19 protein-coding genes, 1 tRNA gene, 1 pseudogene and 1 riboswitch are annotated in these 24,345 nt (G+C 71.4%); of the genes and pseudogenes, 16 read left to right on the top strand and 5 right to left on the bottom strand.

Annotated features, from left to right (window positions below):
- The first annotated feature begins 58 nt into the window (after nt 1-58).
- The 7 genes from ACWGJ5_RS19580 to ACWGJ5_RS19550 all read left to right on the top strand — a co-directional run bounded on the left by ACWGJ5_RS19580 (nt 59) and on the right by ACWGJ5_RS19550 (nt 8,903).
- The gene (locus tag ACWGJ5_RS19580) at nt 59-2,380 is read left to right on the top strand and encodes an N-6 DNA methylase (RefSeq protein ID WP_453310919.1); all 2,322 of its coding nucleotides are present in this window, start codon (nt 59-61) and stop codon (nt 2,378-2,380) included.
- Nucleotides 2,381-2,492: 112 nt separating this feature from the next.
- On the top strand, nt 2,493-3,143 hold the full coding sequence (locus ACWGJ5_RS19575; protein ID WP_453310918.1) for a hypothetical protein: 651 nt from the start codon (nt 2,493-2,495) through the stop codon (nt 3,141-3,143).
- Nucleotides 3,144-3,181: 38 nt separating this feature from the next.
- Nucleotides 3,182-4,675 (top strand): protein kinase domain-containing protein, encoded by a 1,494-nt coding sequence (locus ACWGJ5_RS19570; protein WP_453311054.1) that lies wholly within the window; start codon nt 3,182-3,184, stop codon nt 4,673-4,675.
- A gap of 82 nt (nt 4,676-4,757) precedes the next feature.
- Nucleotides 4,758-5,585: a glycoside hydrolase domain-containing protein gene (locus ACWGJ5_RS19565; protein ID WP_453310917.1), complete on the top strand. Its 828-nt coding sequence runs from the start codon at nt 4,758-4,760 to the stop codon at nt 5,583-5,585.
- Nucleotides 5,586-5,724: 139 nt separating this feature from the next.
- On the top strand, nt 5,725-6,378 hold the full coding sequence (locus ACWGJ5_RS19560) for a SurA N-terminal domain-containing protein (RefSeq protein ID WP_453310916.1): 654 nt from the start codon (nt 5,725-5,727) through the stop codon (nt 6,376-6,378).
- Nucleotides 6,379-6,445: 67 nt separating this feature from the next.
- On the top strand, nt 6,446-7,531 hold the full coding sequence (locus tag ACWGJ5_RS19555; RefSeq protein ID WP_453310915.1) for a nucleoside triphosphate pyrophosphohydrolase: 1,086 nt from the start codon (nt 6,446-6,448) through the stop codon (nt 7,529-7,531).
- 61 nt (nt 7,532-7,592) lie between these two features.
- A complete protein-coding gene (locus tag ACWGJ5_RS19550; protein ID WP_453310914.1) occupies nt 7,593-8,903 on the top strand; it encodes a cytochrome P450 family protein in 1,311 nt (436 codons plus the stop codon).
- Here the strand turns inward: ACWGJ5_RS19550 and ACWGJ5_RS19545 are convergent.
- The gene (locus ACWGJ5_RS19545; RefSeq protein WP_453310913.1) at nt 8,897-9,580 is read right to left on the bottom strand and encodes a DUF899 family protein; all 684 of its coding nucleotides are present in this window, start codon (nt 9,578-9,580) and stop codon (nt 8,897-8,899) included. The two genes, ACWGJ5_RS19550 and ACWGJ5_RS19545, sit on opposite strands and share 7 nt — an antisense overlap.
- A 290-nt stretch (nt 9,581-9,870) precedes the next feature.
- Here ACWGJ5_RS19545 and ACWGJ5_RS19540 point away from each other — a divergent pair, with 290 nt between their 5' ends.
- The 6 genes and pseudogenes from ACWGJ5_RS19540 (at nt 9,871) to ACWGJ5_RS19515 (ending at nt 15,872) form a co-directional block, all read left to right on the top strand.
- Nucleotides 9,871-10,956 (top strand): transglycosylase family protein, encoded by a 1,086-nt coding sequence (locus ACWGJ5_RS19540; RefSeq protein ID WP_453310912.1) that lies wholly within the window; start codon nt 9,871-9,873, stop codon nt 10,954-10,956.
- Between the two features lie 182 nt (nt 10,957-11,138).
- Nucleotides 11,139-11,311, top strand: a riboswitch (cyclic di-AMP (ydaO/yuaA leader).
- A 4-nt stretch (nt 11,312-11,315) separates the two neighbouring features.
- Entirely contained in the window at nt 11,316-12,023 is a 708-nt protein-coding gene (locus tag ACWGJ5_RS19535; protein ID WP_453310911.1) for a transglycosylase family protein, read from the top strand.
- A 342-nt stretch (nt 12,024-12,365) separates the two neighbouring features.
- The gene (eno, locus tag ACWGJ5_RS19530) at nt 12,366-13,652 is read left to right on the top strand and encodes a phosphopyruvate hydratase (protein WP_453310910.1); all 1,287 of its coding nucleotides are present in this window, start codon (nt 12,366-12,368) and stop codon (nt 13,650-13,652) included.
- 114 nt (nt 13,653-13,766) lie between these two features.
- Nucleotides 13,767-14,243, top strand: coding sequence for an FtsB family cell division protein (locus tag ACWGJ5_RS19525; RefSeq protein WP_453310909.1), 477 nt, complete (start codon nt 13,767-13,769; stop codon nt 14,241-14,243).
- 27 nt (nt 14,244-14,270) lie between these two features.
- Nucleotides 14,271-14,672, top strand: a pseudogene (locus ACWGJ5_RS19520) (DUF501 domain-containing protein); the annotation flags it as partial.
- Between the two features lie 204 nt (nt 14,673-14,876).
- Nucleotides 14,877-15,872 carry a Ppx/GppA phosphatase family protein gene (locus tag ACWGJ5_RS19515; protein ID WP_453311053.1) on the top strand — a complete coding sequence of 332 codons (996 nt, stop codon included), beginning with the start codon at nt 14,877-14,879 and terminating at the stop codon, nt 15,870-15,872.
- A gap of 67 nt (nt 15,873-15,939) precedes the next feature.
- On the opposite strand, the gene ACWGJ5_RS19510 is transcribed toward ACWGJ5_RS19515, so the two are convergent.
- Complete coding sequence (locus ACWGJ5_RS19510; protein ID WP_453310908.1) at nt 15,940-16,221, bottom strand: hypothetical protein; 282 nt, start codon at nt 16,219-16,221, stop codon at nt 15,940-15,942.
- A gap of 560 nt (nt 16,222-16,781) precedes the next feature.
- Between ACWGJ5_RS19510 and ACWGJ5_RS19505 the strand changes: the two genes are divergently transcribed.
- Nucleotides 16,782-18,161, top strand: coding sequence for an NAD(P)/FAD-dependent oxidoreductase (locus ACWGJ5_RS19505; protein WP_453310907.1), 1,380 nt, complete (start codon nt 16,782-16,784; stop codon nt 18,159-18,161).
- Between the two features lie 105 nt (nt 18,162-18,266).
- Here the strand turns inward: ACWGJ5_RS19505 and ACWGJ5_RS19500 are convergent, their stop codons facing one another.
- Nucleotides 18,267-18,905: a hypothetical protein gene (locus ACWGJ5_RS19500; protein ID WP_453310906.1), complete on the bottom strand. Its 639-nt coding sequence runs from the start codon at nt 18,903-18,905 to the stop codon at nt 18,267-18,269.
- A gap of 254 nt (nt 18,906-19,159) precedes the next feature.
- Between ACWGJ5_RS19500 and ACWGJ5_RS19495 the strand changes: the two genes are divergently transcribed.
- Nucleotides 19,160-20,452, top strand: a complete 1,293-nt coding sequence (locus ACWGJ5_RS19495; RefSeq protein ID WP_453311052.1) for a class I SAM-dependent methyltransferase — start codon at nt 19,160-19,162, stop codon at nt 20,450-20,452.
- Nucleotides 20,453-20,511: 59 nt separating this feature from the next.
- On the opposite strand, the gene ACWGJ5_RS19490 is transcribed toward ACWGJ5_RS19495, so the two are convergent.
- Together ACWGJ5_RS19490 and ACWGJ5_RS19485 are read right to left on the bottom strand one after the other, a co-directional pair.
- Nucleotides 20,512-23,040: an ABC transporter permease gene (locus ACWGJ5_RS19490; protein ID WP_453310905.1), complete on the bottom strand. Its 2,529-nt coding sequence runs from the start codon at nt 23,038-23,040 to the stop codon at nt 20,512-20,514.
- Nucleotides 23,040-23,810, bottom strand: a complete 771-nt coding sequence (locus ACWGJ5_RS19485; protein WP_453310904.1) for an ABC transporter ATP-binding protein — start codon at nt 23,808-23,810, stop codon at nt 23,040-23,042. The genes ACWGJ5_RS19490 and ACWGJ5_RS19485 overlap by 1 nt, the downstream gene beginning before the upstream one ends.
- 425 nt (nt 23,811-24,235) lie before the next feature.
- Here ACWGJ5_RS19485 and ACWGJ5_RS19480 point away from each other — a divergent pair.
- Nucleotides 24,236-24,322: transfer RNA gene (locus tag ACWGJ5_RS19480), tRNA-Leu, on the top strand.
- Nucleotides 24,323-24,345 lie beyond the last annotated feature (23 nt).

Here is a 24,345-nt window from a genome sequence, read left to right as displayed (position 1 = left end):
TCTTGTGTACGCCGGTATGCTCGGGCACACACGGGACGGGACGAGGGGAGCGGGGCCGGTGCAGGACAACGCGACAGAGGTGACCGCGGCCGGAATCGCCCGGCTCGCCGGAGTGGGCCGGGCCGCCGTCAGCAACTGGCGCCGCCGGCACGCCGATTTCCCCAAACCGGTCGGCGGCACCGAGACCAGCCCGTCCTTCGCGCTCGCCGAGGTCGAGGCCTGGCTGCGCAAGCAGGGCAAACTAGCCGAGGTCCCGCTGCGGGAACGCGTCTGGCAGCAGCTCGTCGGACATCCCGAGGGCCCGCTGACCGCCCTGGTGCACGCCGGCTGCGTCTTGCTCCTGATCCACGAGCGCCCCACCGTCTGGCTCGACGCGAGCGCAGGCTCCGACGCGCGCCTCGCCGCGATGCTGCCGGGCGCCCTGGAGGAGGTGCTGACGGCGCGTTTCGGCAGCGTGCGGGGGCGGCGGACCGGGCGTGGCGGCTCGGGGTCATCCGGTGTGAACTCAGGTGCCGCGGTACCGGGTGTGAACGCGGCCCCTGGGACGGCCGGTGTGAACCCGGATTCCGTGGCGCCGAGTGTGAACGCGGCGCTCAGGTCCCCCGCTGTGAACTCCTCAACGGCCGAGCAGCCTGTGAACACCCCACCAGCTGTTCACAAGACCGCCGCCGTTCACGGCACCCCCACCGCCCCCACCGCCCCCACCGCCCCCACCGCCCCCACCCCCACCGCAAGCGCCGCCACCCCCCGCAGCCCCGCCCTCCGCACCCCCACCGGCCCCCAACTTCTCCCCTCCGCCCCGCTCCTGCGGGGCGCGGCCGAGCTGGCCGCCGAGACCGGCGCGCGGCAGGCCTTCGAGTTCCTGCTGGGCCGGCACCTGGACGCCAACCCCCGCCAGTACACGCTCACCCCGGCCGAACTCGCCGGACTCATGGCCGACCTCGCCGGCCCCGCCCGCACCGTCCTGGACCCCGCCTGCGGCACCGGCGCCCTGCTGCGGGCCGTCGACACCCGCCCCGGCCGGGAGCTGTACGCCCAGGACAGCGCGCCCGACCTGGCCGCGCTCACCGCGCTGCGGCTCGCCCTGCACTCCCGGGCCGGCGTACGCGGCGCCGTCGGCGACACCCTGCGCGCCGACGCCCACCCCGAGTTGCGCGCCGACGCCGTGCTGTGCCATCCGCCGTTCAACGAGCGCAACTGGGGCCACGACGAACTCGCCTACGACCCCCGCTGGGAGTACGGCTTCCCGGCCCGCACGGAGTCCGAACTGGCCTGGGTGCAGCATGCGCTGGCCCGGCTGGCCGACGGCGGCTGTGCCGTGCTGCTCATGCCGCCGGCCGCCGCCTCCCGCCGCTCCGGGCGCCGGATCCGCGCAGACCTGCTGCGCCGGGGCGCGCTGCGGGCCGTGGTCGCGCTGCCGGTCGGGGCGGCACCGCCGTACAACATCCCGCTGCACGTGTGGGTGCTGCGCCGGCCCGACCGCACGCCGGCGTCGCCCGAGGTGCTGCTCGTGGACACCGGCAGGTTCGCCGGGGAAGGACGCGGCGGGCCGGACTGGCCGGCCGTGCGCGAGGCCGTGCTGGACGCCTGGCGTGCCTTCGAGCGCGCGGGGCGGCCGGCGGAGCGGCCGGGGCTCGCCCGTTCCGTGCCGGTCATCGAACTCCTCGACGACGACGTCGACCTGGCCCCCGCCCGCCATCTGCCGCCGGCGGCCGTGGCCGACGGCGCGGAGCAGCTCGCGGCGGTGCGCGAGCGCCTCGGTGAGACCCTGCGCCTGACCGCCGAGCTGACTCCGCCGCCCGCCATCCCCGCGCCGGGCGCGCGCTGGCCGCTCACCACCATCGGTGAACTCGCGCGCGGGGGCGCCCTGATGCTGCGTACCGGCGGAAACGGCGGCCACGCGCGCGTACCCGTCCTCACCGACCACGACGTCCTCGCCGCAGCGGCGCCCTCCGGGACGCTTCCGGAGAGCGAGGAGGAGGCCGTGCTGACCGAGCCGGGCGACGTCGTCGTACCGGTGCTGGGCGGCGGCTCGGTGGCGCGCGTGATCGACGACGCGACGGCGGGCGCCGCCCTGGGGCGCAACCTCGTGCTGCTGCGCCCCGATCGCACGGCGCTCGACCCGTGGTTCCTCGCCGGGTTCCTGCGCGGCACCGCCAACAACCGGCAGGCCAGCAGCTACGCCTCCACCGCGACCCGGCTGGACGTGCGCCGACTGCAGCTGCCCCGGCTTCCGCTGGACGAACAACGGCGCTACGGCGCGCGTTTCCGCGCACTCGACGAGTTCGAGCGGGCGCTGCGGCTTGCGGGCCGGCTCGGCGAGCAACTCGTGCGCGGGATGTACGACGGGCTGACGGACGGGACGGTGGTACCGGACTGAGAGCCCCGGAGCGCGGCAACGGTTCGGTACACCCGGGACCGGCTGTCCTCGGCGGCCTATACGCTCGGACTCAGCACACACGTCCGTACGTATCAGGCCTCCAGGAGCAGCCATGCAAGGCCACGGCTACGCGCCGCCTCCGCCGCAGCCACCCTCGACCGCGGTGCTGGTCCTGTTGCGCGTGATCTTCGTGGCGATGGCGCTCCTCAGCATCGGATTCCTGGCGTGGGCGGCGCCGCTGCGCGCGGCGATCGTGACCCGCAGGCCCGCCGAGTGGTGGTTCTTCGGCGGATCCGTGACCGTCCTCGGCATCTGCTTCGCACTCTTCAGCACCGACCACACCGACGACTTCAGCTCGGCGAACGGTAGTCTGGGCATGAGCATGCTGCTGCTGAACGCCGTCGCCTGCGTCGCCTACTACCTCTACGCGGACATACGCCACTTCCAGCGACTCCGCCAGGCCCACGCCGGGCAGGTGCCGTCGGGGCCGGGCTACGGATACCGCCAGCCCGTCTCGCCGTTCACCGCGACGACCGCGCCGAGCGGGCCGAGCACGCCGCAACCCCCGTACGTCCCGGCCCCGATGCCCCACATCCCCGCGCCCCAGCCGCACGTCCCCGCACCGCCCCAGCGCCCGGCGCCCACCCACATCGAGCAGGTCCGCGCCGAACTGGACGAGCTGAGCGACTACCTGCGCCAGCACGACGGCCGGCACGACGGCCAACACGACGGCCGGCACGACGGTCACGAGGGCGGAAGGTGAGCGTGGCGACAGGACGTGTCGTCGCCGGCCGGTACGAACTGTCCACACTCATCGGACAGGGCGGCATGGGCCAGGTGTGGACGGCGTACGACCGGCGGCTGGACCGGCGCGTGGCCGTGAAGCTGCTGCGCCCCGACAAGGTGGCGGGCCAGGAGGCGGACGAGCTGCGCCGCCGGTTCATGCGCGAGTGCCGGGTGACCGCGCAGGTGGACCACCCCGGCCTGGTGACGGTGCACGACGCGGGCAGCGAGGGCGAGGAGTTGTTCCTCGTCATGCAGTACGTCGACGGTGCCGACCTGTCCGACCATCTCGCCGAACACGATCCGTACCCGTGGCAGTGGGCGGTCGCGGTGGCCGCGCAACTGTGCGCCGTGCTGAGCGCCGTGCACGCCGTGCCGATCGTTCACCGCGACCTCAAGCCGCGCAACGTGATGGTGAAGCAGGACGGCACGGTCACCGTGCTCGACCTGGGCGTGGCCTCGGTGATGGACACCGACACCACCCGCCTGACCCACACCGGTTCCCCGATCGGCTCGCCCGCCTACATGGCGCCGGAACAGGCGATGGGCGGCGCGGTCGGCCCGTACACCGACCTGTACGCGCTCGGGGTGCTGATGCACGAACTGCTCAGCGGTGACGTGCCGTTCGCGGGCTCGACGGCGCTCGGGGTGCTGCACCGGCACCTGTACGAGCCGCCGCTGCCCGTACGCCGCATCCGCCCCGAGGTCCCCGAGGCGCTGGAGCGGCTGGTGCTGCGGCTGCTCGCCAAGGACCCGCAGCACCGGCCGGCGTCCGCGCAGGAGGTGTACGAGGATCTGGCGGCGCTCCTGCCCGCGCGCGGGACGCCCACCGGGGCGCCCCTGGACCCCACGCGCCCCTTCCTGCGCCCGCACGCCCCCTGGCCGGACCGCGCGCGGACTCCCGCGCCCCAGCCCGCCCCCGTCGCGCCGGCGCCGCCGGTGGCCGAGAAGCCCGACGTCGCCGCCGCCGTGGACGAGGTCAAGCGGCTGCTGGGGGAGGGGCGCATCACCCAGGCCGTGGACATCCTGGGCGCGATCCTGCCCGCCGCCGCCGAGCAGCACGGCGAGCACTCCCCGGTCGTGCGCACCCTGCGCAAGCAGTACGCGGCCACGCTCATGGACGACGGCCAGTACCGGCGCGCGCTGCCCGAACTGCGCCGCCTCGCCGACGAACGCGCTGCCGAGGCCGGCCAGGCCGACCCGCAGTCCCTGCGCTACCGCTACGAGGCCGCGCAGTGCCTGGAGCAGCTGGGCCAGCCGGCCGCCGCGCTCGCCGAGTACCGCGCGCTGCTGCCGTACTACGAGAACCAGTACGTCTCCGGCGACCCGCAGCTCGCCCACGACGTCCGCCGGCGCATCGGCCATCTGCTGCTCGCCCTCGGCGACCGGCCGTCCGCCCACGACACCCTCGCCCGGCTGCTGATGGACGTGGAGCGGCTGCACGGCCCCGGTTATCCGATGGCCATGGAGATCCGGCGCACCCTGCAGTGGCTCGGACAGGTGCGCGGTTGAATATGCCGTCGCCCGGGAGGTTCCTGCGAACTCCCGTGGCACGGCATCGACGTACGACACACACGCACCAGGGGTGGGATTCATGGCCGGCCATCGGCAGTCGAAGAAGCGCAGATACATCACGTGGGCGGTGGCCGGGGCGGCCGTCGTCGCGGGCGCCGGTATCGCCGCCCAGACCTCCACGGCCGCCACCGTTTGGCCCGCGCAGAAGACCTTCACCGGGCGTGCGTTCGACACCTGCACCGCGCCCTCGCTGTCCACGATGAAGGCCTGGCACACCGGCTTCTACGGTGCCGCCGCCGTCTACGTGGGCGGCAGGAACCGGGGCTGCGCCCAGCCCAACCTCACCGCCTCCTGGGTGAAGTCGGTCAGCTCCCTCGGCTGGCAGCTCGTCCCGATCTACGTCGGCGCGCAGCCGCCCTGCCGGTCCGGTTCCAACCCGGAGAAGCTGACCTCCGCCACCGCCGCCTCCCTCGGGGTGACGGACGCCGCCGACGCCGTGGCCAAGGCCTCCGCCCTGGGCATGAAGGCGGGCAGCGCGATCTACCTCGACATGGAGGCGTACGACACCACGAACACGTCGTGCAACGACGCCGTGCTGACGTATGTGCGCGCCTTCGACAAGGGGCTGCACGCCAAGACGTACCGGGCCGGCTACTACGGCTTCAGCAGTTCCAGCGCGAAGGCCATCGCCACCGCCACGGACAGGACGGACCTGCCGGGCAACCTCTGGTACGCGCTGTGGGACAAGAACAACACGACGACGGCGGACTGGCCGTGGGGCTCCACCCGGTTCACCAACCACAGCCGCGGCCATCAGTACATGGTCGACAGCAAGGAGTCGCACGGCGGGATCACGCTCACCGTCGACCGTGACGCGTGGGACGCGCCGGTGGCGATCACCGGCTGATCCGCGGGCCGCGGGCGCGGCGGTGCCCGAAGCGCGAGCGAATCGTTGGTCGAATGGGTTGGCCGCGGCCTGCCCACTGCCTACCATCGATCACTGCAAGACTTTGTGCACCGTCGCACAATCTCCTCGGGAGGTTTCCTTGCACCGCCGCCGTCGCACCGCGCTCGTCCTCACCGCCGCGATCGCCGCCGCGGCACCCCTGCTGACCGCCTGCGGAAACGATGCGCACGCGGGTGCCGCGGCCGTCGTCGGCGGGCAGCGGATCACCGTCGCCCAGCTGGAGAGCCGGGTCGACGAGGTCCGCAGGGCACAGCGGGCCGCGGTTCCGGACGAGGCCCAGTACCAGCAGGTCCTCGCCTCCACCAGCAGTCTCACCCGGGACACCCTGCACAACATGGTCCTCGACCGGGTGCTGCACCGCGCCGCACAGGACGCGGGCATCACGGTCAGCCGCAAGGAGGTCGAGCAGATGCGCGCCGGGCTGGAGCAGCAGGCCGGCGGCGCCAAGGGGCTGCAGACCGCCTGGCTGCAGAAGTACGGCATCGCCCCCGCGCACCTCGACGACAACCTCCGGCTCCAGCTGGAGGCGCAGAAGCTGGCCCTGCGGCTCGGCACCGACACCACCCAGCCCGCCTTCTGGAAGGCGCTGTCCAAGGCCTCCCAGGAACTGCGCATCGACGTCAATCCGCGCTACGGCGCCTGGGACGTGCAGAAGAGCAGCCGCGTGGACGCGAAGACGCCGTGGGTGCGGGAGGTCACGACGGCCTCGGGCGGGCAGCCGGTTACGGCATAGGGCGACCGGTCATACGTTCACATGATCGTCCCCGCCCTGTGGACAACCGAATCCGCTCTCTGCCGCCGTGGGTTACGTTCGGAGCGTGAACGCATCCAACCCCGACCTCGCCGCCGTCGACCCCGGTCGCATCGTCCTGCTCACCACCAGCCACCGTGTCGCGCCCGGCCTGCTGTCCTGGCCCGCCTGGCAGGCCCTGCGCGGCGCCGACGCCGTACTGTGCGCGGACGGAGCGCATCCGCAGTTGCCGTACCTGCGGGAGGCCGGCATAGCGGTGGGGGAGGCGTCCCCCACCGCGCAGGAGCTGGTCGACGCCTGCGCGGGCGGGCGGACGGTGGTGGTCGTGGCCACCGGTGAGGGCGAGCCCGCGCTCACCGACGGCCTGGCCCGGCTGGCCGGCTCCGGCCGTGTCGCCATGCCGGAGCTGGAGCTGCTGCCGGCCTCCTACGACCTGCCCGGCGCCCGTCTGCTGGACCTCGTGCAGGTCATGGACCGCATTCGCGCCGAGTGCCCCTGGTCGTCCCAGCAGACGCACCAGGGGCTGGCGAAGTACGGCATCGAGGAGGCGTACGAGCTGGTCGAGGCGATCGAGGCCGGCGACCGCGAGGAGCTGCGCGAGGAGCTGGGGGACGTCCTGCTCCAGGTCGTCTTCCACTCCCGGATCGCCGAGGAGCACCCCGACGCGCCGTTCTCCGTCGACGACGTGGCCGGCGGCATCGTCGCCAAGCTCGTCCACCGGCACCCGCATGTCTTCGGCGACGAGAAGGCCGAGACGCCGGAGGACGTCAAGGCGCACTGGCTGCGCACCAAGGCCGAGGAGAAGCGGCGCACCTCGGTCACGGAGGGCGTCCCGCTCGGCCAGCCCGGCCTGGCCCTCGCCGCCAAGCTCGCCTCCCGTGCGCGCACGGCGGGCCTCGACGTGCCACTCCCGCAGGGCGAGGGCATCGGCTACCAGCTGCTGGCCCTCGCGGCCCGCGCCGAGACGGAGGGCGTGGACCCGGAGGCGGCCCTGCGCGCGGCGGCACGTGCGTACCGTGACGCCATCCGTGAGGCGGAGGGAGTACCCCCCGGGGCAATACCCACAGCCCCCGACGACCACAGGGACGCGGAGGCCCACCGGGAACCCGCTGATGGAGGCACCCCCGGACGATGACCGTGGCTCCTGGCGGCCATCGGGACGCGGAGGTCCGCCGGGATGCGGATACCGTCGAGGAGTGACCGACCAGCCCCACCCCCAGACCGCCCCCGGCCCGGCCCCGGCCTCCGCTCCCGCCCTGTTCACCTGGGAGTTCGCCACCGACCCCTACCCCGCCTACGCCTGGCTGCGCGAGCACGCGCCGGTGCACCGGACGCGGCTGCCCAGCGGTGTCGAGGCCTGGCTGGTCACCCGGTACGCCGATGCCAAGCAGGCCCTCGCCGACCAGCGGCTGAGCAAGAACCCGGCGCATCACGACGAGCCCGCGCACGCCAAGGGCAAGACCGGCATTCCCGGCGAGCGCAAGGCCGAGCTGATGACCCATCTGCTGAACATCGACCCGCCGGACCACACCCGGCTGCGCCGGCTGGTCAGCAAGGCGTTCACCCCGCGCCGCGTCGCCGAGTTCGCGCCCCGGGTGCAGGAGCTGACCGATCACCTCATCGACCGGTTCGCGGCGAAGGGCTCCGCCGACCTCATCCACGAGTTCGCCTTCCCGCTGCCCATCTACGCCATCTGCGACATGCTCGGCGTCCCGCGCGAGGACCAGGACGACTTCCGGGACTGGGCCGGGATGATGATCCGGCACGGCGGAGGGCCGCGGGGCGGGGTCGCACGGTCGGTGAAGAAGATGCGCGGCTACCTCGCCGAGCTCATCCACAAGAAGCGCGAAGCGCTGCCCGCCGAGCCCGCGCCCGGCGAGGACCTCATCTCCGGCCTCATCCGAGCCTCGGACCACGGCGAGCACCTCACCGAGAACGAGGCCGCCGCGATGGCCTTCATCCTGCTGTTCGCCGGCTTCGAGACGACCGTCAACCTCATCGGCAACGGCACCTACGCCCTGCTCACCCACCCCGCCCAGCGCGAGCGCCTCCAGGACTCCCTGGCCAGGAGGGAAACGGACCTCCTGGAGACCGGAGTGGAGGAACTCCTGCGCTACGACGGCCCGGTGGAGCTGGCCACCTGGCGGTTCGCCACCGAGCCGCTCGCCATCGGCGGACAGGACATCGCGCCGGGGGACCCGGTGCTCGTGGTGCTCGCGGCGGCGGACCGGGACCCGCAGCGGTTCGCCGACCCGGACGTGCTGGACCTCGCCCGCCGCGACAACCAGCACCTCGGATACGGCCACGGCGTCCACTACTGCCTCGGCGCGCCGCTCGCCCGGCTGGAGGGCCGGACCGCGCTCGCCACCCTGCTCACCCGCCTGCCCGACCTGCGGCTCGCCGTCGATCCGGCCGACCTGAGATGGCGTGGCGGGCTCATCATGCGGGGCCTGCGCACCCTGCCCGTGGAGTTCACGCCGCTCCGGGCAGGCACCGGCGCTCAGTAGTCCAGTCCCGCGAACCAGTCGCCACGGCCGCCCGGCGTCAGGTCGAGGAGGTGCCAGACCGGGTTGAGGAGGTCGATGCCGCGCTGGTCGATGTCCTCGGCCATGCGGGGACGAGCGGAGTAGAAATGGCGGACCGTGCCGTCCGCGTCCCGGGTGAAGACGGAGACGGTGGAGTCCTGCACGCCGTTCTCGTCCTCGCTGCCCAGGTCGTACTTGAAGGTGCTGTCCCCGGCGCTCAGCAGGCGCAGCCGCGACCAGCCGCGGCCCCGGGCGTGCCGGCGCAGCGTGGGCAGGTCGGCGGCCGCGGCGACCACGAGGTCGGCGTTCCGGGCGATGTGGTGGGCGACGCCGTTGAAGCCGTCGATCCACAGGGTGCACATCGGGCACGGGTCGGTCTGCCGTTTGCCGTACATGAAGTGGTAGACGATCAACGAGCGGTCCGGGCCGGTGAACAGCTCGCTCAGCCGCACCTCGCGGACGGGCGTGTCGCCGGCGTCGAGCTCGGCGGGGCCCTCGAGGAAGACGTAGTCGTCGACCTCGGCGCCCTGCGGAAGCGCTCTGCGCAGGGCCGCGACCTTCTCGCGGTGACGCATGAGTTCGATCTCGGCGCTGCACAGCTCCTCGCGGGCGGCGAGGTAGTCCGCGGACTCTCCGGGCAACCGGGTGTGCCGCAGCATCGTGTCCTCCTGGGTGGGAAGCCCCCCGGATCGGGTCGAGTCCATGGTTCCGGCCCGATCGCGCGCCGGGCGTGAGGCGTCGCCGTTCCCGACGGGTGACAAAGGGGACGGCAGGGGACAATCGGCCGCCGCGCAGGTCGAGATGACAAACTTTCAACTCTGTGATCTTCACGTGATCTGCGCGGCATGAACTTGTGACAAGTGATCGTCTGCCGCTACGTTCACCCATCAGTGTGGCGGCCAGGCTTCGGCCGCCGCGCCGGTTCTGCTGTCGCACGAAAGGCTTCCGCATGCTCTCCGGGAACGGTCGTCACCGTCGCCCCCGTCAGGCTCCGGCCCTCCTCGTCGCGGCCGGCGTGACCGGCTCAGCGATTGCCATCCCGCTGCTCGGCGCCGCCAGTGCGAACGCGGCCGACGGCACCACGTGGGACAAGGTCGCCGAATGCGAGAGCGGCGGTTCCTGGAGTGCGGACACCGGAAACGGCTACTACGGCGGTCTGCAGATCTCGCAGGGCGACTGGGCCAAGTACGGCGGCACGCAGTACGCCGAGACCGCCGACCAGGCCAGCCGCTCCCAGCAGATAGCCGTCGCCGAGAAGGTCCTCGCCGACCAGGGCACCAAGCCGTGGGCCACCTGTGCCCTGCTCTCCGGGCTGACCTCCGACTCCGCCTCGGTCGACGTCGACACCGGCGTCGGCGGCTCCGGCGGCAGTGACGGGTCGAACGGCGCGTCCGGCTCGGCCCAGGGCTCCGACTCGTCCGGTCTGCCTGATTCGTCCTCACCGGGCTCCGGCTCCGATTCGGGCTCGGGTTCGGACTCCGGCAGCCACTCCGCCCCGGGTTCGGACTCCTCCGGCTCCGCCTCAAACTCGAGCGCCACGCCGACCCCGAGTCGGAGCAAGGACACCACCGGTACTCCCGGTGCGGCCGACGGCTCCGCCGGAACCAGCGCCCCCAAGTCCGACAAGGCAGACAAGTCAGGCTCGCACGACGGCGGAAACCCGCAGGGATCCGACAGCTCTCCCGCGGCGACACCAGGTACCGACAACTCGGACAATTACCAGCAGAGTGCCGGTTCTTGGAGCCTGGTCGACACCGGCGCGCTCGGCAACGGCGGACGCCACCGCGGCGAAAGCGCGGACGAAAACGTGACAAACGGTCAGAACGCCACACCTTCGGGCCGTCACGCCAGCCGCGAACCGGGTAGCTACACGGTCCGTGAGGGCGACTCCCTCGCCTCCATCGCCGACTCGCTTGGCGTCGACGGCGGGTGGCATGCCCTCTATGTCGGCAACGAGAAGGTCATCGGTGCCGACCCGGACCACATCGCCGCCGGTCAGACCCTGAAAGTCCCTGCCGAAAAGGGCGACGACTAGCGGCAGTTGGCGCCCCACTTCGCGACTGATGTCCGGTTTGGTGAAAGTGTGGGATGAGTCTCAGAAGCCCTGATCGTCTTTGAAATTCCGTCGATCGCATGTCTACGGTCAGGACCGCTCGTCACCACGAGCCCCGGCAGCCGCAACGCCGAATCCTGCCAGCGGTTGCCCGGGAACAGTCGTCGCGTCAAGCGCCGTAGGCAGGAGCGGGGGACCCAAGGTAAGCGCCGGGCCCAGCGGTTGACGCTGGACCGGCTTGGGGTGAAGCCGCGCCTCGCAAGAGCGAGTGCGCGGCCGGGCAACTCAACCGGCCCGAACCCGACAGCTCACCTCGCAGGCGTCGGTGAGGGGATCGATCCATGCTGTTTTCCGGCAAGGGCAAGCACCGTCGCCCGTCCAAGGCCGTCCGCGCCATCACGCTCGCCGGTGTCACCGGCGCCGCCGTCGCCGCCCCGCTGATGGCGGCCGGCAACGCCTCCGCCGCCACCGCCTCCGAGTGGGACGCGGTCGCCCAGTGCGAGTCGGGCGGCAACTGGTCGATCAACACCGGCAACGGCTTCTACGGCGGTCTGCAGTTCACCAACTCCACCTGGGCCGCGTACGGCGGTACCGCCTACGCCGCGCGTGCCGACCTCGCCACCAAGGCGCAGCAGATAGCCGTCGCAGAGAAGGTCCTCGCGGGCCAGGGCAAGGGCGCCTGGCCGGTCTGCGGCACGGGCCTGTCGGGCACCCCGTACGGCGGCTCGGCCCCGGCGGCGACCACCAAGAGCGCCACCACCAAGAGCGCCACCACCAAGAGCACCACCACCCGCTCCACCGACCAGCAGGCCGCCACCCGCTCCGCCACGCGCACGGCCCCGTCGGCGAGCAAGACCGTCACCACCCCGACCGGGACGAAGGTCAAGAAGGGCGACGGCGAGTACAAGGTCGTCAAGGGCGACAGCCTCAGCGCCATCGCCGAGAAGCACGGCGTGAAGGGCGGCTGGCAGAAGCTGTTCGAGCTGAACAAGGACATCGTCCAGGACGCCAACCTCATCTACCCGGGCCAGCAGCTGCACCTGAAGTGACGCCTGGCCCCGAGCGGACCCACAGTGCCCTCACATCCCCGGCCCGCACACTGAAGGCCTCGTGAGGGCCACCCCCGTCCCCATGGGCTCCCCGCCCCGGCGCGTGTTCCCCCGTACGCGCCGGGGCGGGGTTTTTTCTGCCCACTTTCCCCACTCTTCACCTCGGCCTCATCCGGAGGCCCCTTTGTTCCGTCGGTGAACAATGGGTACCGTCTGCGTGTCCTCCCCGTCCACGGGACGGTCGGTCGGTGGCTGACGGCCCGGGGACGGTTAGGCTCTAGTCGCAAGGCGCGGCCGTCAGGCACACGCCCCGCACTTCCAGCGTCACATCCCAAGAAGGAGATGCTCGTGCCGTCCATCGACGTCGTCGTAGCCCGGGAAATCCTGGACTCCCGAGGCAACCCCACGGTCGAGGTCGAGGTCGGCCTCGACGACGGCAGCACGGGTCGTGCCGCCGTCCCGTCCGGCGCCTCGACGGGCGCCTTCGAGGCCATCGAGCTGCGCGACGGTGACCCCAACCGTTACCAGGGCAAGGGCGTCGAGAAGGCCGTCCTCGCCGTCATCGAGCAGATCGGCCCGGAGCTGGTCGGCTACGACGCCACCGAGCAGCGCCTGATCGACCAGGCCATGTTCGACCTGGACGCCACCGACAACAAGGGCTCCCTCGGCGCCAACGCCATCCTCGGCGTCTCCCTCGCCGTCGCCCACGCCGCCTCCGAGGCGTCCGACCTCCCCCTCTTCCGCTACCTGGGCGGCCCCAACGCGCACCTGCTGCCGGTGCCGATGATGAACATCCTCAACGGCGGCTCGCACGCGGACTCCAACGTGGACATCCAGGAGTTCATGATCGCCCCGATCGGCGCGGAGTCCTTCTCCGAGGCCCTGCGCTGGGGCGCCGAGGTCTACCACACGCTGAAGAAGGTCCTGAAGAGCAAGGGCCTGTCCACCGGCCTCGGCGACGAGGGCGGCTTCGCCCCGAACCTCGGCTCCAACCGCGAGGCCCTCGACCTCATCATCGAGGCCGTCAAGGAGGCCGGCTACGCCCCCGGCCAGCAGATCGCCCTCGCGCTCGACGTGGCCGCCTCCGAGTTCTACAAGGACGGCAAGTACCTCTTCGAGGGCAAGGAGCGCTCCGCCGCCGAGATGACGGAGTACTACGAGGAGCTCGTCGCGGCCTACCCGCTCGTCTCCATCGAGGACCCGCTGTTCGAGGACGACTGGGCCGGCTGGAAGGTCATCACCGACCGTATCGGCGACAAGGTCCAGCTGGTCGGCGACGACCTGTTCGTCACCAACCCCGAGCGCCTCGCCCGCGGCATCGAGGAGGGCACCGCCAACGCCCTGCTCGTGAAGGTGAACCAGATCGGCTCGCTGACCGAGACCCTGGACGCCGTCGAGCTGGCCCAGCGCAACGGCTACAAGTGCATGATGTCCCACCGCTCCGGCGAGACCGAGGACGTCACCATCGCCGACCTCGCCGTCGCCACCAACTGCGGCCAGATCAAGACCGGCGCCCCGGCCCGCTCCGAGCGCGTCGCCAAGTACAACCAGCTGCTGCGCATCGAGGAGATCCTCGACGACGCCGCGGTGTACGCCGGCCGCAGCGCGTTCCCCCGCTTCAAGGGCTGAGCCGACCCGGGCTAAGTCTTAGCCAGTCATACGTACGTCCCCGTACCCGGTCCCGTACCGTGTCCGGGGACGTACGCACGTGTGAGACTCGGACACAAGGGGAGCGGAGGACCGATGGCCGTGAGGGACCGGGACCGTTTCTCCACCGCAACCAGGCTGCGGCAGCTCGGCGAGCAGACGGCGGCCCGGGTCTACCGCTCACAGACCAGGCGCCAGGCCCGCCGCTCCCGGCTCACCGGCCGCGCGGCGCTGCTCGCGCTGGTGCTGTGCTCGCTGATCGTCGCCCTCGCCTATCCGATGCGGCAGTACGTCTCCCAGCGCGCGCAGATCTCCGACCTCCAGCGGCAGCAGGAGCAGGCCCGCAAGCGGGTCGAGCAACTGCGCGACCTCAAGGCGCGCTGGCAGGACGACTCCTACGCCGAGCAGCAGATCCGGCGCCGGCTGCACTATGTGATGCCCGGCGAGACCGGGTACGTCGTCATCGACCCCGGTGCGGCCAAGCAGTCCCGCACCGACCTCAGGGCCGCCCGCCGGCCCTGGTACGCGAACGTCTGGGACGGCGTCGACAAGTCCGACGCCTCCGACCAGTAATCGATAGAAAGCCGACCTGAAGCAGTCATGGAAACGCCCCCGCCCGCCACGCCGCGCACCGAGCCCACCGACGCGGACGTCGAGGCCTTCAAGCAGCAGCTGGGCCGCCCGCCGCGGGGCCTGCGGGCCATCGCGCACCGCTGCCCGTGCGGGCAGCCGGACGTCGTGGAGACCGCCCCCCGGCTGCCCGACGGCACGCCCTTCCCGACGACGTACTACCTGACGTGCCCGCGTGCCGCCTCGGCGATCGGCACGCTGGAGGCGGACGGCGTCATGAAGGAAATGACGGAACGCCTTCAGAACGACCCCGAGTTGGCCGCGGCCTACCGTGCCGCCCACGAGGACTACATCGCGCGCCGGGACGCCATCGAGGTCCTGGAGGGGTTCCCCAGCGCCGGAGGCATGCCGGACCGTGTGAAGTGCCTGCACGTGCTGGTCGCGCACTCGCTGGCCGCCGGCCCGGGGGTCAACCCGCTGGGCGACGAGGCGATCGCGATGCTGCCGGAGTGGTGGCGCAAGGGGCCGTGCGTGCAGCCGCTCCAGGCGCCCGACCCGGCGGACGAGCACCCCGGTGAGGAGGGTGCCGTCCTCGACCCCGCCGAGGTCCGCAGCGGCTTCTTCGCGTACCGGCCGATGGTTCCGGAGGGCTTCTTCAGGGTCGCCGCCGTCGACTGCGGCACGAACTCCATCCGGCTGCTCGTCGCCGACGTCAACCCGGCCACCGGTGAGCTGCTGGAGCTGGACCGACGCATGACGATCGTGCGGCTCGGCCAGGACGTGGACCGCACCGGCCGGCTGGCGCCGGAGGCGCTGGAGCGGACCTTCGCCGCCTGCCGCGAGTACGCCGGGGTGATCCGTGAACTCGGCGCCGCCCGGGTGCGTTTCGTCGCCACCTCCGCCTCCCGCGACGCCGAGAACCGGGACGACTTCGTGCGCGGGGTGCTGGACATCCTCGGCGTCGAGCCGGAGGTGATCAGCGGCGACCAGGAGGCCGAGTTCTCCTTCACCGGTGCCACCAAGGAACTCAAGGGGCGCGAAGACCTCACCAGGCCGTACCTGGTGGTGGACATCGGCGGCGGCTCCACCGAGTTCGTCGTCGGCGAAGACCGTGTGCGGGCGGCGCGGTCCGTGGACGTCGGCTGCGTACGGATGACGGAACGTCACCTGGTGCGGGACGGCAAGGTCTGCGACCCGCCCACCGAGGAGCAGGTCGTTGCCATGAGGGCCGACATCGAGGCGGCCCTGGACCTCGCCGAGGAGACGGTCCCGCTGCGCGAGGCGCACACCCTGGTGGGCCTCGCCGGGTCCGTCACCACCGTCTCGGCCATCGCGCAGGAGCTGCCCGAGTACGACTCCGAGCGCATCCACCACTCCCGCGTCTCCCGCGACCGGGTCCGCGAGATCAGCGCGTGGCTGCTGCGCTCCACGCACGCCGAGCGCGCCGCGATCGCGTCCATGCACCCGGGCCGGGTCGACGTCATCGGCGCGGGCGCCCTCGTGCTGCTCGCGATCATGGAGCGGATCGGCGCCGAGGAGGTCGTGGTGAGCGAGCACGACATTCTCGACGGCATCGCCTTCAGCGCGGCCGAAGCGGCGGCATCGGGCAGGGAGGCCGCCGGCCTGCGATGACGTGGAGCGGCCCCGGTCCTCCTGGGGAGGAACGGGGCCCGTCGCCTGAGCCCGAGCGGGCGCGCCGTCAGTTGCAGAGCAGGACGATGAGGCCTTCGCACCCCCCGTCGTCGTCATCGGAGTCGTGGTGTCCGCCGGAGCCCCGGTGCTCGTCATGGCCGCCGGAGCCCCGGTGCTCGTCATGGCCGCCTGCGGGGGCGGCGGCCTTGGCGGTGAGGTGCGTGGCGGGGGCCGCGGCGACGGCGGACGCGGCCGTGGCCGTTCCCGCCGCGAGAACGACACCCAGGACCGCGCCGACCGCGCCTATTCGCGAAAAGGCCCTCTTGAAGGCCGTCTGTGAAGTGCTCATGCAGGCACGCTATGGGCCACTCTGCCCGACATCGCGCGGTGTGTGACCGACCGGGTGAACACGGGCCCGTCCAACGGTCCGGCCGGGTGAAGCCCTGTTACCCGGCTCTCATTTGTTACCGATGGGTAGCCAACTGCTGAGCAGGTCGGATAACGTTTGAGCGGCTTCCGGGCCGCCCGTCGGGCATCCTTCGTGCCTCGCGATGACGTCGCGCCGGAAACCTTCGTGAAGTTCTTCACAAGGATTTCGGCCAGGTCGATGCACGGAAGGTGGCCCGTTGCCCCTTTCAGGGCGCCAAGAGGCCCTTGAACATGTTCAGATCGATGGTGTACGGCACCTTCGGATCGCGTGTCGACGGAGGTTTTTCGGGCGGCTCACGCCCCCGTCCGTCACCGAGAGAGGCAGCTCACGCGGCCTTGACAACGGCTCAAAGGGTGCTGCGGTTCCCCTCGCCGGTCATGATCTGCGTCACGCGGGCCGCGCAGTGTAGCACAGGCCCTGTCGGAGCTTGTGAAGGGGCGCACGAGCGACCCCCCATGCGCGGGTGGATACTCGATGGCATGAGCACCACGGAGCGTCCCAGGATCCTCGTAGTAGGCGGTGGGTACGTAGGCCTGTACGCAGCTCGGCGCATTCTCAAGAAGATGCGCTACGGCGAGGCGACCGTCACGGTCGTCGACCCCCGGTCGTACATGACCTACCAGCCCTTCCTCCCCGAAGCCGCCGCCGGCAACATCTCCCCTCGTCACGTCGTCGTCCCGCTGCGGCGCGTGCTGCCGAAGGCGGAGGTCCTCACCGGTCGGGTCACCACCATCGACCAGGACCGCAAGGTCGCCACGATCGCCCCGCTGGTCGGCGAGGCGTACGAGCTGCCCTTCGACTACCTCGTCATCGCGCTCGGCGCCGTCTCCCGCACCTTCCCGATCCCCGGCCTCGCCGAGCAGGGCATCGGCATGAAGGGCATCGAGGAGTCCATCGGCCTGCGCAACCACGTGCTGGAGCAGCTGGACAAGGCCGACTCCACGACCGACGAGGAGATCCGCCGCAAGGCGCTCACCTTCGTCTTCATCGGCGGTGGCTTCGCGGGTGCGGAGACCATCGGCGAGGTCGAGGACATGGCCCGGGACGCGGCCAAGTACTACAAGAACGTGTCTCGCGAGGACATGCGCTTCGTCCTCGTCGACGCCGCCGACAAGATCCTCCCCGAGGTCGGCCCCAAGCTCGGCCAGTACGGCAAGGAGCACCTCGAGGGCCGCGGCGTGGAGATCTACCTCTCCACCTCCATGGACTCCTGCGTCGACGGCCACGTGGTGCTGAAGAACGGCCTCGAGGTCGACTCCAACACGATCGTGTGGACCGCCGGCGTCAAGCCGAACCCGGCCCTGTCCCGCTACGGTCTGCCCCTCGGCCCGCGCGGCCACGTCGACTGCGAGCCCACGCTCCAGGTCAAGGGCACGGACTACATCTGGGCCGCCGGTGACAACGCGCAGGTCCCGGACCTCGTCGGCCGCAAGGCGGGCAACGAGAACGCCTGGTGCCCGCCCAACGCCCAGCACGCGCTGCGCCAGGCCAAGGTGCTCGGCGACAACGTGGTCTCCGGCATGCGGGGCTTCCCGCAGAAGGAGTACGAGCACGCCAACAAGGGTGCGGTGGCCGGTCTCGGCCTGCACAAGGGCGTGGCGATGATCGTCATGGGCAAGATGAAGATCAAGCTCAAGGGCCGCCTCGCCTGGTACATGCACCGTGGCTACCACGGCATGGCGATGCCGACCTGGAACCGCAAGATCCGCATCTTCGCCGACTGGACGCTCGGCATGTTCCTCAAGCGCGAGGTCGTCTCCCTGGGCGCCATGGAGAACCCGCGCGAGGAGTTCTACGAGGCCGCGAAGCCCGCGCCGGTCGCCGCCGCCAAGACCGAGGAGAAGGCCAAGGCCTCCTGACCCGGGCCGGCTGAACACGCCGAAGGGGCCGCCTGCCATCCGTGGTGCGGGCGGCCCCTTCGGCGTGTGCGTCACCGGTCCGCAGGGGCCGGTGACGTACTCCGGTCAGGTGGACACGGCGGAGCCCTCGGCCTGCCGGGGGCCGTGCTCCGGGGTCTTGATGCTGTCGAGCACCTGCCGGTAGTCCCGGTCGACGGCGTGCCGCTGGTCGTCGGTGCCGACGATCAAGACCATCATCGCCTGCTCGCCGTGGTCGACCATGCGGATGTGTCCCGTCCTGCCGTCGGCGCCGACGAGCTTGGCCTCCAGATAGCGGTCGCCGTCCTTGGTGCCGTCATGGACGTCGGTGCTGTGCAGCCTGGCGCCGGTATCGCCGCTGTTGTAGCCGTCCACCGCGCCCTTGAGACCCGCCTTCAGGTCCCACGGCTTGGCCGGGGCCTTGCCGGGCCCGTCGAAGACCGAGAAGCCCATGACTCCGTATCCGGTCGGCGCCAGATAGGTACGGCTGTTGACTCCTAGCGCGCTGTACTTCTGCACCACGGGTTTTCCCGGGAGCCGGACGGTGATGCCGCTCGGGCTGTCGGTGATCTGCTTCCACCGCGGGGCGGCATCGGGGTGGCCTGCGGCGGTGTGCGGAGCCGCCGGGGCGGCGAACGCGCTGCCGGCCGACAGCACAACTGCGGTGATCACCGTCGTCGAGGCGGCGAGCAGGGTCAGGCGCTGGAACTTGGAAAGACGAACCATGGCAATGCACATCCGTTGAGGAGAAGGGGAAGCCGGGTACGTCATCCATTACGGCCCGGTTCCCGAAGGCGCGTCATGCCCCTGCAAGTCGTGACTTGACCGGCGGGCGGTGCTTCCCGCACACTCCGCACCCCATCTGTGTGGCATATGCAGCTATTTTGGCCAGTTGTAACTCCTTTGCGGGACTGCGCCGAACGGCCAACGGTGTTTACGTGGTTACCGGCATCCGGGATCTCGTCTTGGAGGTGTGCGCCATGGCCGACGCCGCGTCGCGGCTGAGGAGTCTTGCCGAGCAGCTGCTGGGAACCCCGCTCCCGCTACGGATCCGTGCCTGGGACGGGTCGCAGGCCGGGCCGCCGGGTGCGCCGGCGCTCGTCGTACGCAACCGGCGGGCCCTGCGCCGCATGCTGTTCAAACCGGGCGAGCTGGGCCTCGTCCGCGCCTGGGTCGCCGGCGACCTGGGCATCGAGGGCGACCTGTACACCGCGCTCGAGGCCCTGGCCGGACTGGTGTGGGAGCGCGGCGAGGACGCCCCCGGCGTTCTGCAGGCCCTGCGCGACCCCGTCGTCCGGGCCGCCGCCCGCGAGCTGCTGAAGCTGGCCGGGCCCCCGGTCCCGCCCGCCCCGCCGCGCGAGGAGGTCCGCAGGCCGGGCCGGCATCTGCACACCCGGCGCACCGACAGGCAGGCCATCAGCCATCACTACGACGTCGGCAACGACTTCTACGAGATCGTCCTCGGCCCGTCGATGGTGTACTCCTGCGCCTACTGGGAGGACGGCGGAACTCTGGAGACCGCCCAGCGCGACAAGCTCGAACTCGTCTGCGCCAAGCTCGGGCTGACACCCGGGAAGCGGCTGCTGGACGTCGGCTGCGGCTGGGGCTCGATGGCCGTCCACGCGGCCCGTGAGCACGGCGTGAGCGTCGTCGGGGTCACCCTGTCGCAGGAGCAGGCGGCGTACGCCCGCAAGCGCGTCGCCGACGAGGGGCTGACCGACCGGGTGGAGATCAGGGTCCAGGACTACCGGGACGTGTCGGACGGCCCCTTCGACGCCATCTCCTCCATCGGCATGGCGGAGCACGTCGGCGCCGCACGCTATCTGGAGTACGCACGCCGGTTGTACGACCTGCTGGGGCCCGGCGGGCGGCTGCTCAACCACCAGATCGCCCGCCGCCCGCAGCGCGACGAAACGGCGTACTCCGTGGACGAGTTCATCGACGCCTACGTCTTCCCGGACGGCGAACTCGCCCCCATCGGCAGCACCGTCACCCAGCTGGAGCGCGCCGGGTTCGAGGTGCGGGACGTGGAGTCCCTGCGCGAGCACTACGCCCGCACCCTGCGCCGTTGGGTCGCCAACCTGGAGGGGGAGTGGGGCCGCGCGGTCCGCCTCACCAGCCCCGGCCGGGCCCGCGTCTGGCGGCTGTACATGGCCGCCTCGGCGCTCGCCTTCGAACGCAACCGGATCGGCGTCAACCAGGTCCTGGCGGTCCGCAGCCCGGAGTCGGGCGCGTCCGGGGTGCCGCTGCGCACCCGCACCTGGAACACCTGACCCCGGGTACGGCAGAAGGGGGGCCCTTTCCCGGGCCCCCCTTCACCGTCGTACCACCGCTACTCGGCCTTGATCGCCGCCAGCATGTTCAGCCTGGCCGCGCGCCGGGCCGGCCACAGTGCGGCGAGGACGCCGACCGTGCCCGCCAGGAGCAGGAAGACCGCCATCCGGCCCCAGGGCAGGACCAGTTCGTACGTCGGCATCTTGGTGCCCAGCAGCTCACCGGCGGCCCAGCCGAAGAACACGCCCAGGCCGATGCCGAGCACCCCGCCGAACAGGGAGATCACCAGGGACTCCAGGCGGACCATCCGCTTGACCGCCTTGCGGTCCAGGCCGATCGCGCGGAGCATGCCGATCTCCTGGGCGCGCTCGAAGACCGACATGGCCAGGGTGTTGATGACCCCGAGGACCGCGACGATCACCGCCATGCCGAGCAGGCCGTAGAGCATGTTCAGCATCGTCGTGAAGATCTGCGCGATGCTGTTGGAGATGTCCTGCTTGTCCTGGATCTTGATGGCCGGGTTGGTGCCGAGGACCTTCGTCAGCCGGGTCTTGGTCGCCTCGGAGGCGCCGCCCGCCGTCTTGACCATGACCTGCATGTCGGCCGGGTCCTTCAGGTGCGGGGTGAGGACCTTGTTGTCGAGCATGATGCCGTTGATCATGTCGTTGCCCTCGTAGACGCCGGCGACGGTCAGCTGCCGTGCCCGGCCGTCCTCGAAGTGTGCCGTGACACGTGAACCGGGCGCCCAGCCGTGCTCCTTGGCCCGGTCCTTGTCCACGACGATCTGCGAGCCGCCCACCTTGAACGTGCCCTCGTCCACCTTCAGGTCGGTCAGCTTCCCGATGGCCGAGCCGTTGACGCCGGTCAGGAACTCGGTACTGCCGTCGATGCGGGACTCGGCGTTGCGCAGCGGGCTGCTGGCGGTGACGCCGTCGGCGGCGGCGAGCCTGGTCGCCACGTCCGGGGAGAGCGGCGAGCGGTTGGCCATCGAGACGACGTAGTCCGCGCGGATCGCCGAGGAGGCCATCTTGTCGATCGCGGTCTGCAGGCTGCCCGCCATCACCGTCATGCCGGTGATCAGGGTCAGGCCGATCATCAGCGCGGAGGCGGTGGCCGCCGTACGGCGCGGGTTGCGCACCGAGTTCTGGCGGGCCAGCTTGCCCGAGACACCGAAGGCGCGCAGCACCGGGTCGGCGGCCGCGATCAGCGGGCGGGACAGCAGCGGGGTCAGGATGAACACGCCGATGATGAGCAGGACCGCGCCGATGCCCATGGGGCCCTGGGCGGAGTCGGTGTCCATCGAGGTGGCCGCGAGGACCACCGCGACGCCGGCCGCAGCGAACAGCGCGCCGAGCGTGTTGCGCAGCACCAGCGACTTGGTGGTGGCCTTGGCGTGCACGCTGCTCATCGCCGCCACCGGCGGGATCTTCGCGGCCCGGCGGCCGGGCAGCCAGGCGGCCAGCATGGTGATGAGGATGCCGACCGCGAGGGCGGCCACCACGGTGCCGGGGCTGATCACCAGCGGCCCGTCGGGCACGCTCGCGCCGAAGGAGCCCAGCAGCGAGCGCAGGCCCGCGCCGATGCCGACGCCGGCGGCGAGCCCCGCCACACCGGCGACCGCGCCGACCGCGAACGCCTCGATGAGCACCGAGCGGGTCACCTGGCGGCGGGAGGCGCCGACCGCGCGCAGCAGGGCCAGTTCGCGGGTGCGCTGGGCGACCAGCATGGTGAAGGTGTTGGCGATGATGAACGTGCCGACGAACAGCGCGATACCGGCGAACACCAGCAGGGCCTGCTTCAGGCCGCTCATCGAGTCGGCGATCTGCTTGGCCTGGTCGTCGGCGAGCTGCTTGCCGGTGGTGGTCTCCGCCAGGTGCGCGGGCAGGGCCTTGTCCAGCCCGGCCTTCAGCGCGGTCTGGCTGGTGCCGGCCGCGGCCTTGACGTCGATCTCGTCGTACGTGCCCTTCTTGCCGAACAGCTTCTGCGCGGTCGGCGTGTCGAACAGGGCGAGGCTGCCGCCGGCGGAGACGTTGCCGTCGTCGGTGGTGAAGATGCCGGCGAGGGTCGGGGTGAGGACCGGGCCGTTCACGGACAGGCGCACGGTGTCGCCGACCCGGTAGCCGGCGCGCTCGGCGGTCTTGGAATCGAGCAGCACCTCGCCCGCGCCGTGCGGGGCGTGGCCGCTGACCAGCGGGTACCGGGCGTCCTTGGTGCCCCAGTAGTTTCCGCCGTTGGACTGCCAGTCGCCGCCGGCCAGCTTGCCGTCCTTGTCGGCGACGGCGGTGAAGCCGCTGACGACACCGGTCGCCGAGGCGGCGCCCGGGACCTTCGCGGCCTTGTCCAGCGTGGCCTGGGTCAGGTCGGAGAGCTTGCCGACCTGGTCGCCCCTGGACTCCTGGTACTTGGGCCGTACGGCGACGTCGACCTGGTCGAAGCCCTTGGCGGAGCTCTTCTGGTAGGCGTCGGAAATGGTGTTGGTGAAGACGAGCGTCCCGGCGACGAAGGCCACGCCGAGCATCACGGCGAGCACGGTCATCAGCAGTCGGGCCTTGTGCGCGAGGACGTTGCGCAGGGCGGTGCGGAACATCAGCTGGTACGGCCCTTCGCGTCGAACTGCTTCATGAGGTCGAGGACGGAGTCGGCCGTGGGGCCGTACATCTCGTCGACGATCCGGCCGTCCGCGAGGAAGACCACGCGGTCGGCGTAGGCGGCCGCGACCGGGTCGTGGGTCACCATGACGACGGTCTGGCCGAGCTCGCGCACGGAGTTGCGCAGGAAGCCGAGGACTTCGGCGCCGGAGCGCGAGTCGAGGTTTCCGGTCGGCTCGTCACCGAAGATGATCTCGGGCTTGGAGGCGAGGGCACGGGCGACGGCCACGCGCTGCTGCTGGCCGCCGGAGAGCTGCGCGGGCCGGTGGCTGAGCCGCCCGGACAGGCCGATCATCGCGATCACCTGGTCCAGCCAGGCCTTGTCCGGCTTGCGCCCGGCGATGTCCATCGGCAGGGTGATGTTCTCCAGGGCGGTCAGCGTCGGCAGCAGGTTGAAGGCCTGGAAGATGAAGCCGATCTTGTCCCTGCGGAGCTTGGTGAGCTGCTTGTCCTTCAGGGAGCCCAGCTCGGTGTCACCGATGCGCACGGACCCGGAGGAGAAGGCGTCGAGTCCGGCCACGCAGTGCATCAGCGTGGACTTGCCGGAGCCGGACGGGCCCATGATCGCGGTGAACTCGGCCTGCCGGAAGTCGACGGAGACCCGGTCCAGGGCGACCACCCGGGTCTCACCCTGCCCGTAGATCTTCGACAGCTCCGTGGCGCGTGCGGCCACGGCGGTGGTCCGGCCGGCGGTGGGTGTGGTGGTCACGGGAAGGTGCTCCTGTCGGGACGACGTGTGTTCCATGGGGACCGTTCCATCGTCCCGGCGCCGAGCGCGCGTGTAGTCAGCCGCTGTTCCGGTTCCGGAGGCCGACTGGGGTCGGACGGGAGCGCGCCGCGTCATACCTGGGGAGGACGGCGGACCCCGAGAGCGGCCGCCGCGGGATCACCGTCGAACCGCTGTCCAACCGTTGTCGAGAACGGGTGGAACACCCTCGTTCGGACGGTGAAATTCCGTCATTCCACGTACGGCCGTACCCCCGTCACGCCACGCTGTTGGCAAGTGCGGATGGCCCGTTCCGCGGGCTGATGCACCCTCAGACGTCAATAAAATAAGACAACATCGGTCCGCCCGTCCGCTGTTCGGGGGATGCGTCCCGATAGGCTCGAACCTCGAAGCGGAGCCCATGGCCTGCCCGGATGGTGGAATGCAGACACGGCGAGCTTAAACCTCGCTGCCCCTTCGCGGGCGTGCCGGTTCAAGTCCGGCTCCGGGCACCAACCGCACCCCTGCCGCAGGGGCG

The organism is Streptomyces sp. NPDC054783, assembly GCF_053611725.1.
Note: the sequence above shows the minus strand (reverse complement) of the source record. Positions and strands in the feature narration are given on the sequence as shown.

Bases quoted from the DNA above. Each gene is read 5' to 3' on its own strand.
- ACWGJ5_RS19545 (WP_453310913.1), bottom strand. From the start codon at position 9,580: ATGCTGCGGCACACCCGGTTGCCCGGAGAGTCCGCGGACTACCTCGCC.
- ACWGJ5_RS19495 (WP_453311052.1), top strand. From the start codon at position 19,160: ATGGCCGACGCCGCGTCGCGGCTGAGGAGTCTTGCCGAGCAGCTGCTG.
- ACWGJ5_RS19575 (WP_453310918.1), top strand. From the start codon at position 2,493: ATGCAAGGCCACGGCTACGCGCCGCCTCCGCCGCAGCCACCCTCGACC.
- ACWGJ5_RS19500 (WP_453310906.1), bottom strand. From the start codon at position 18,905: ATGGTTCGTCTTTCCAAGTTCCAGCGCCTGACCCTGCTCGCCGCCTCG.
- ACWGJ5_RS19565 (WP_453310917.1), top strand. From the start codon at position 4,758: ATGGCCGGCCATCGGCAGTCGAAGAAGCGCAGATACATCACGTGGGCG.
- eno (WP_453310910.1), top strand. From the start codon at position 12,366: ATGCTCGTGCCGTCCATCGACGTCGTCGTAGCCCGGGAAATCCTGGAC.
- ACWGJ5_RS19505 (WP_453310907.1), top strand. From the start codon at position 16,782: ATGAGCACCACGGAGCGTCCCAGGATCCTCGTAGTAGGCGGTGGGTAC.
- ACWGJ5_RS19535 (WP_453310911.1), top strand. From the start codon at position 11,316: ATGCTGTTTTCCGGCAAGGGCAAGCACCGTCGCCCGTCCAAGGCCGTC.
- ACWGJ5_RS19510 (WP_453310908.1), bottom strand. From the start codon at position 16,221: ATGAGCACTTCACAGACGGCCTTCAAGAGGGCCTTTTCGCGAATAGGC.
- ACWGJ5_RS19515 (WP_453311053.1), top strand. From the start codon at position 14,877: ATGGTTCCGGAGGGCTTCTTCAGGGTCGCCGCCGTCGACTGCGGCACG.
- ACWGJ5_RS19525 (WP_453310909.1), top strand. From the start codon at position 13,767: ATGGCCGTGAGGGACCGGGACCGTTTCTCCACCGCAACCAGGCTGCGG.
- ACWGJ5_RS19490 (WP_453310905.1), bottom strand. From the start codon at position 23,040: ATGTTCCGCACCGCCCTGCGCAACGTCCTCGCGCACAAGGCCCGACTG.
- ACWGJ5_RS19540 (WP_453310912.1), top strand. From the start codon at position 9,871: ATGCTCTCCGGGAACGGTCGTCACCGTCGCCCCCGTCAGGCTCCGGCC.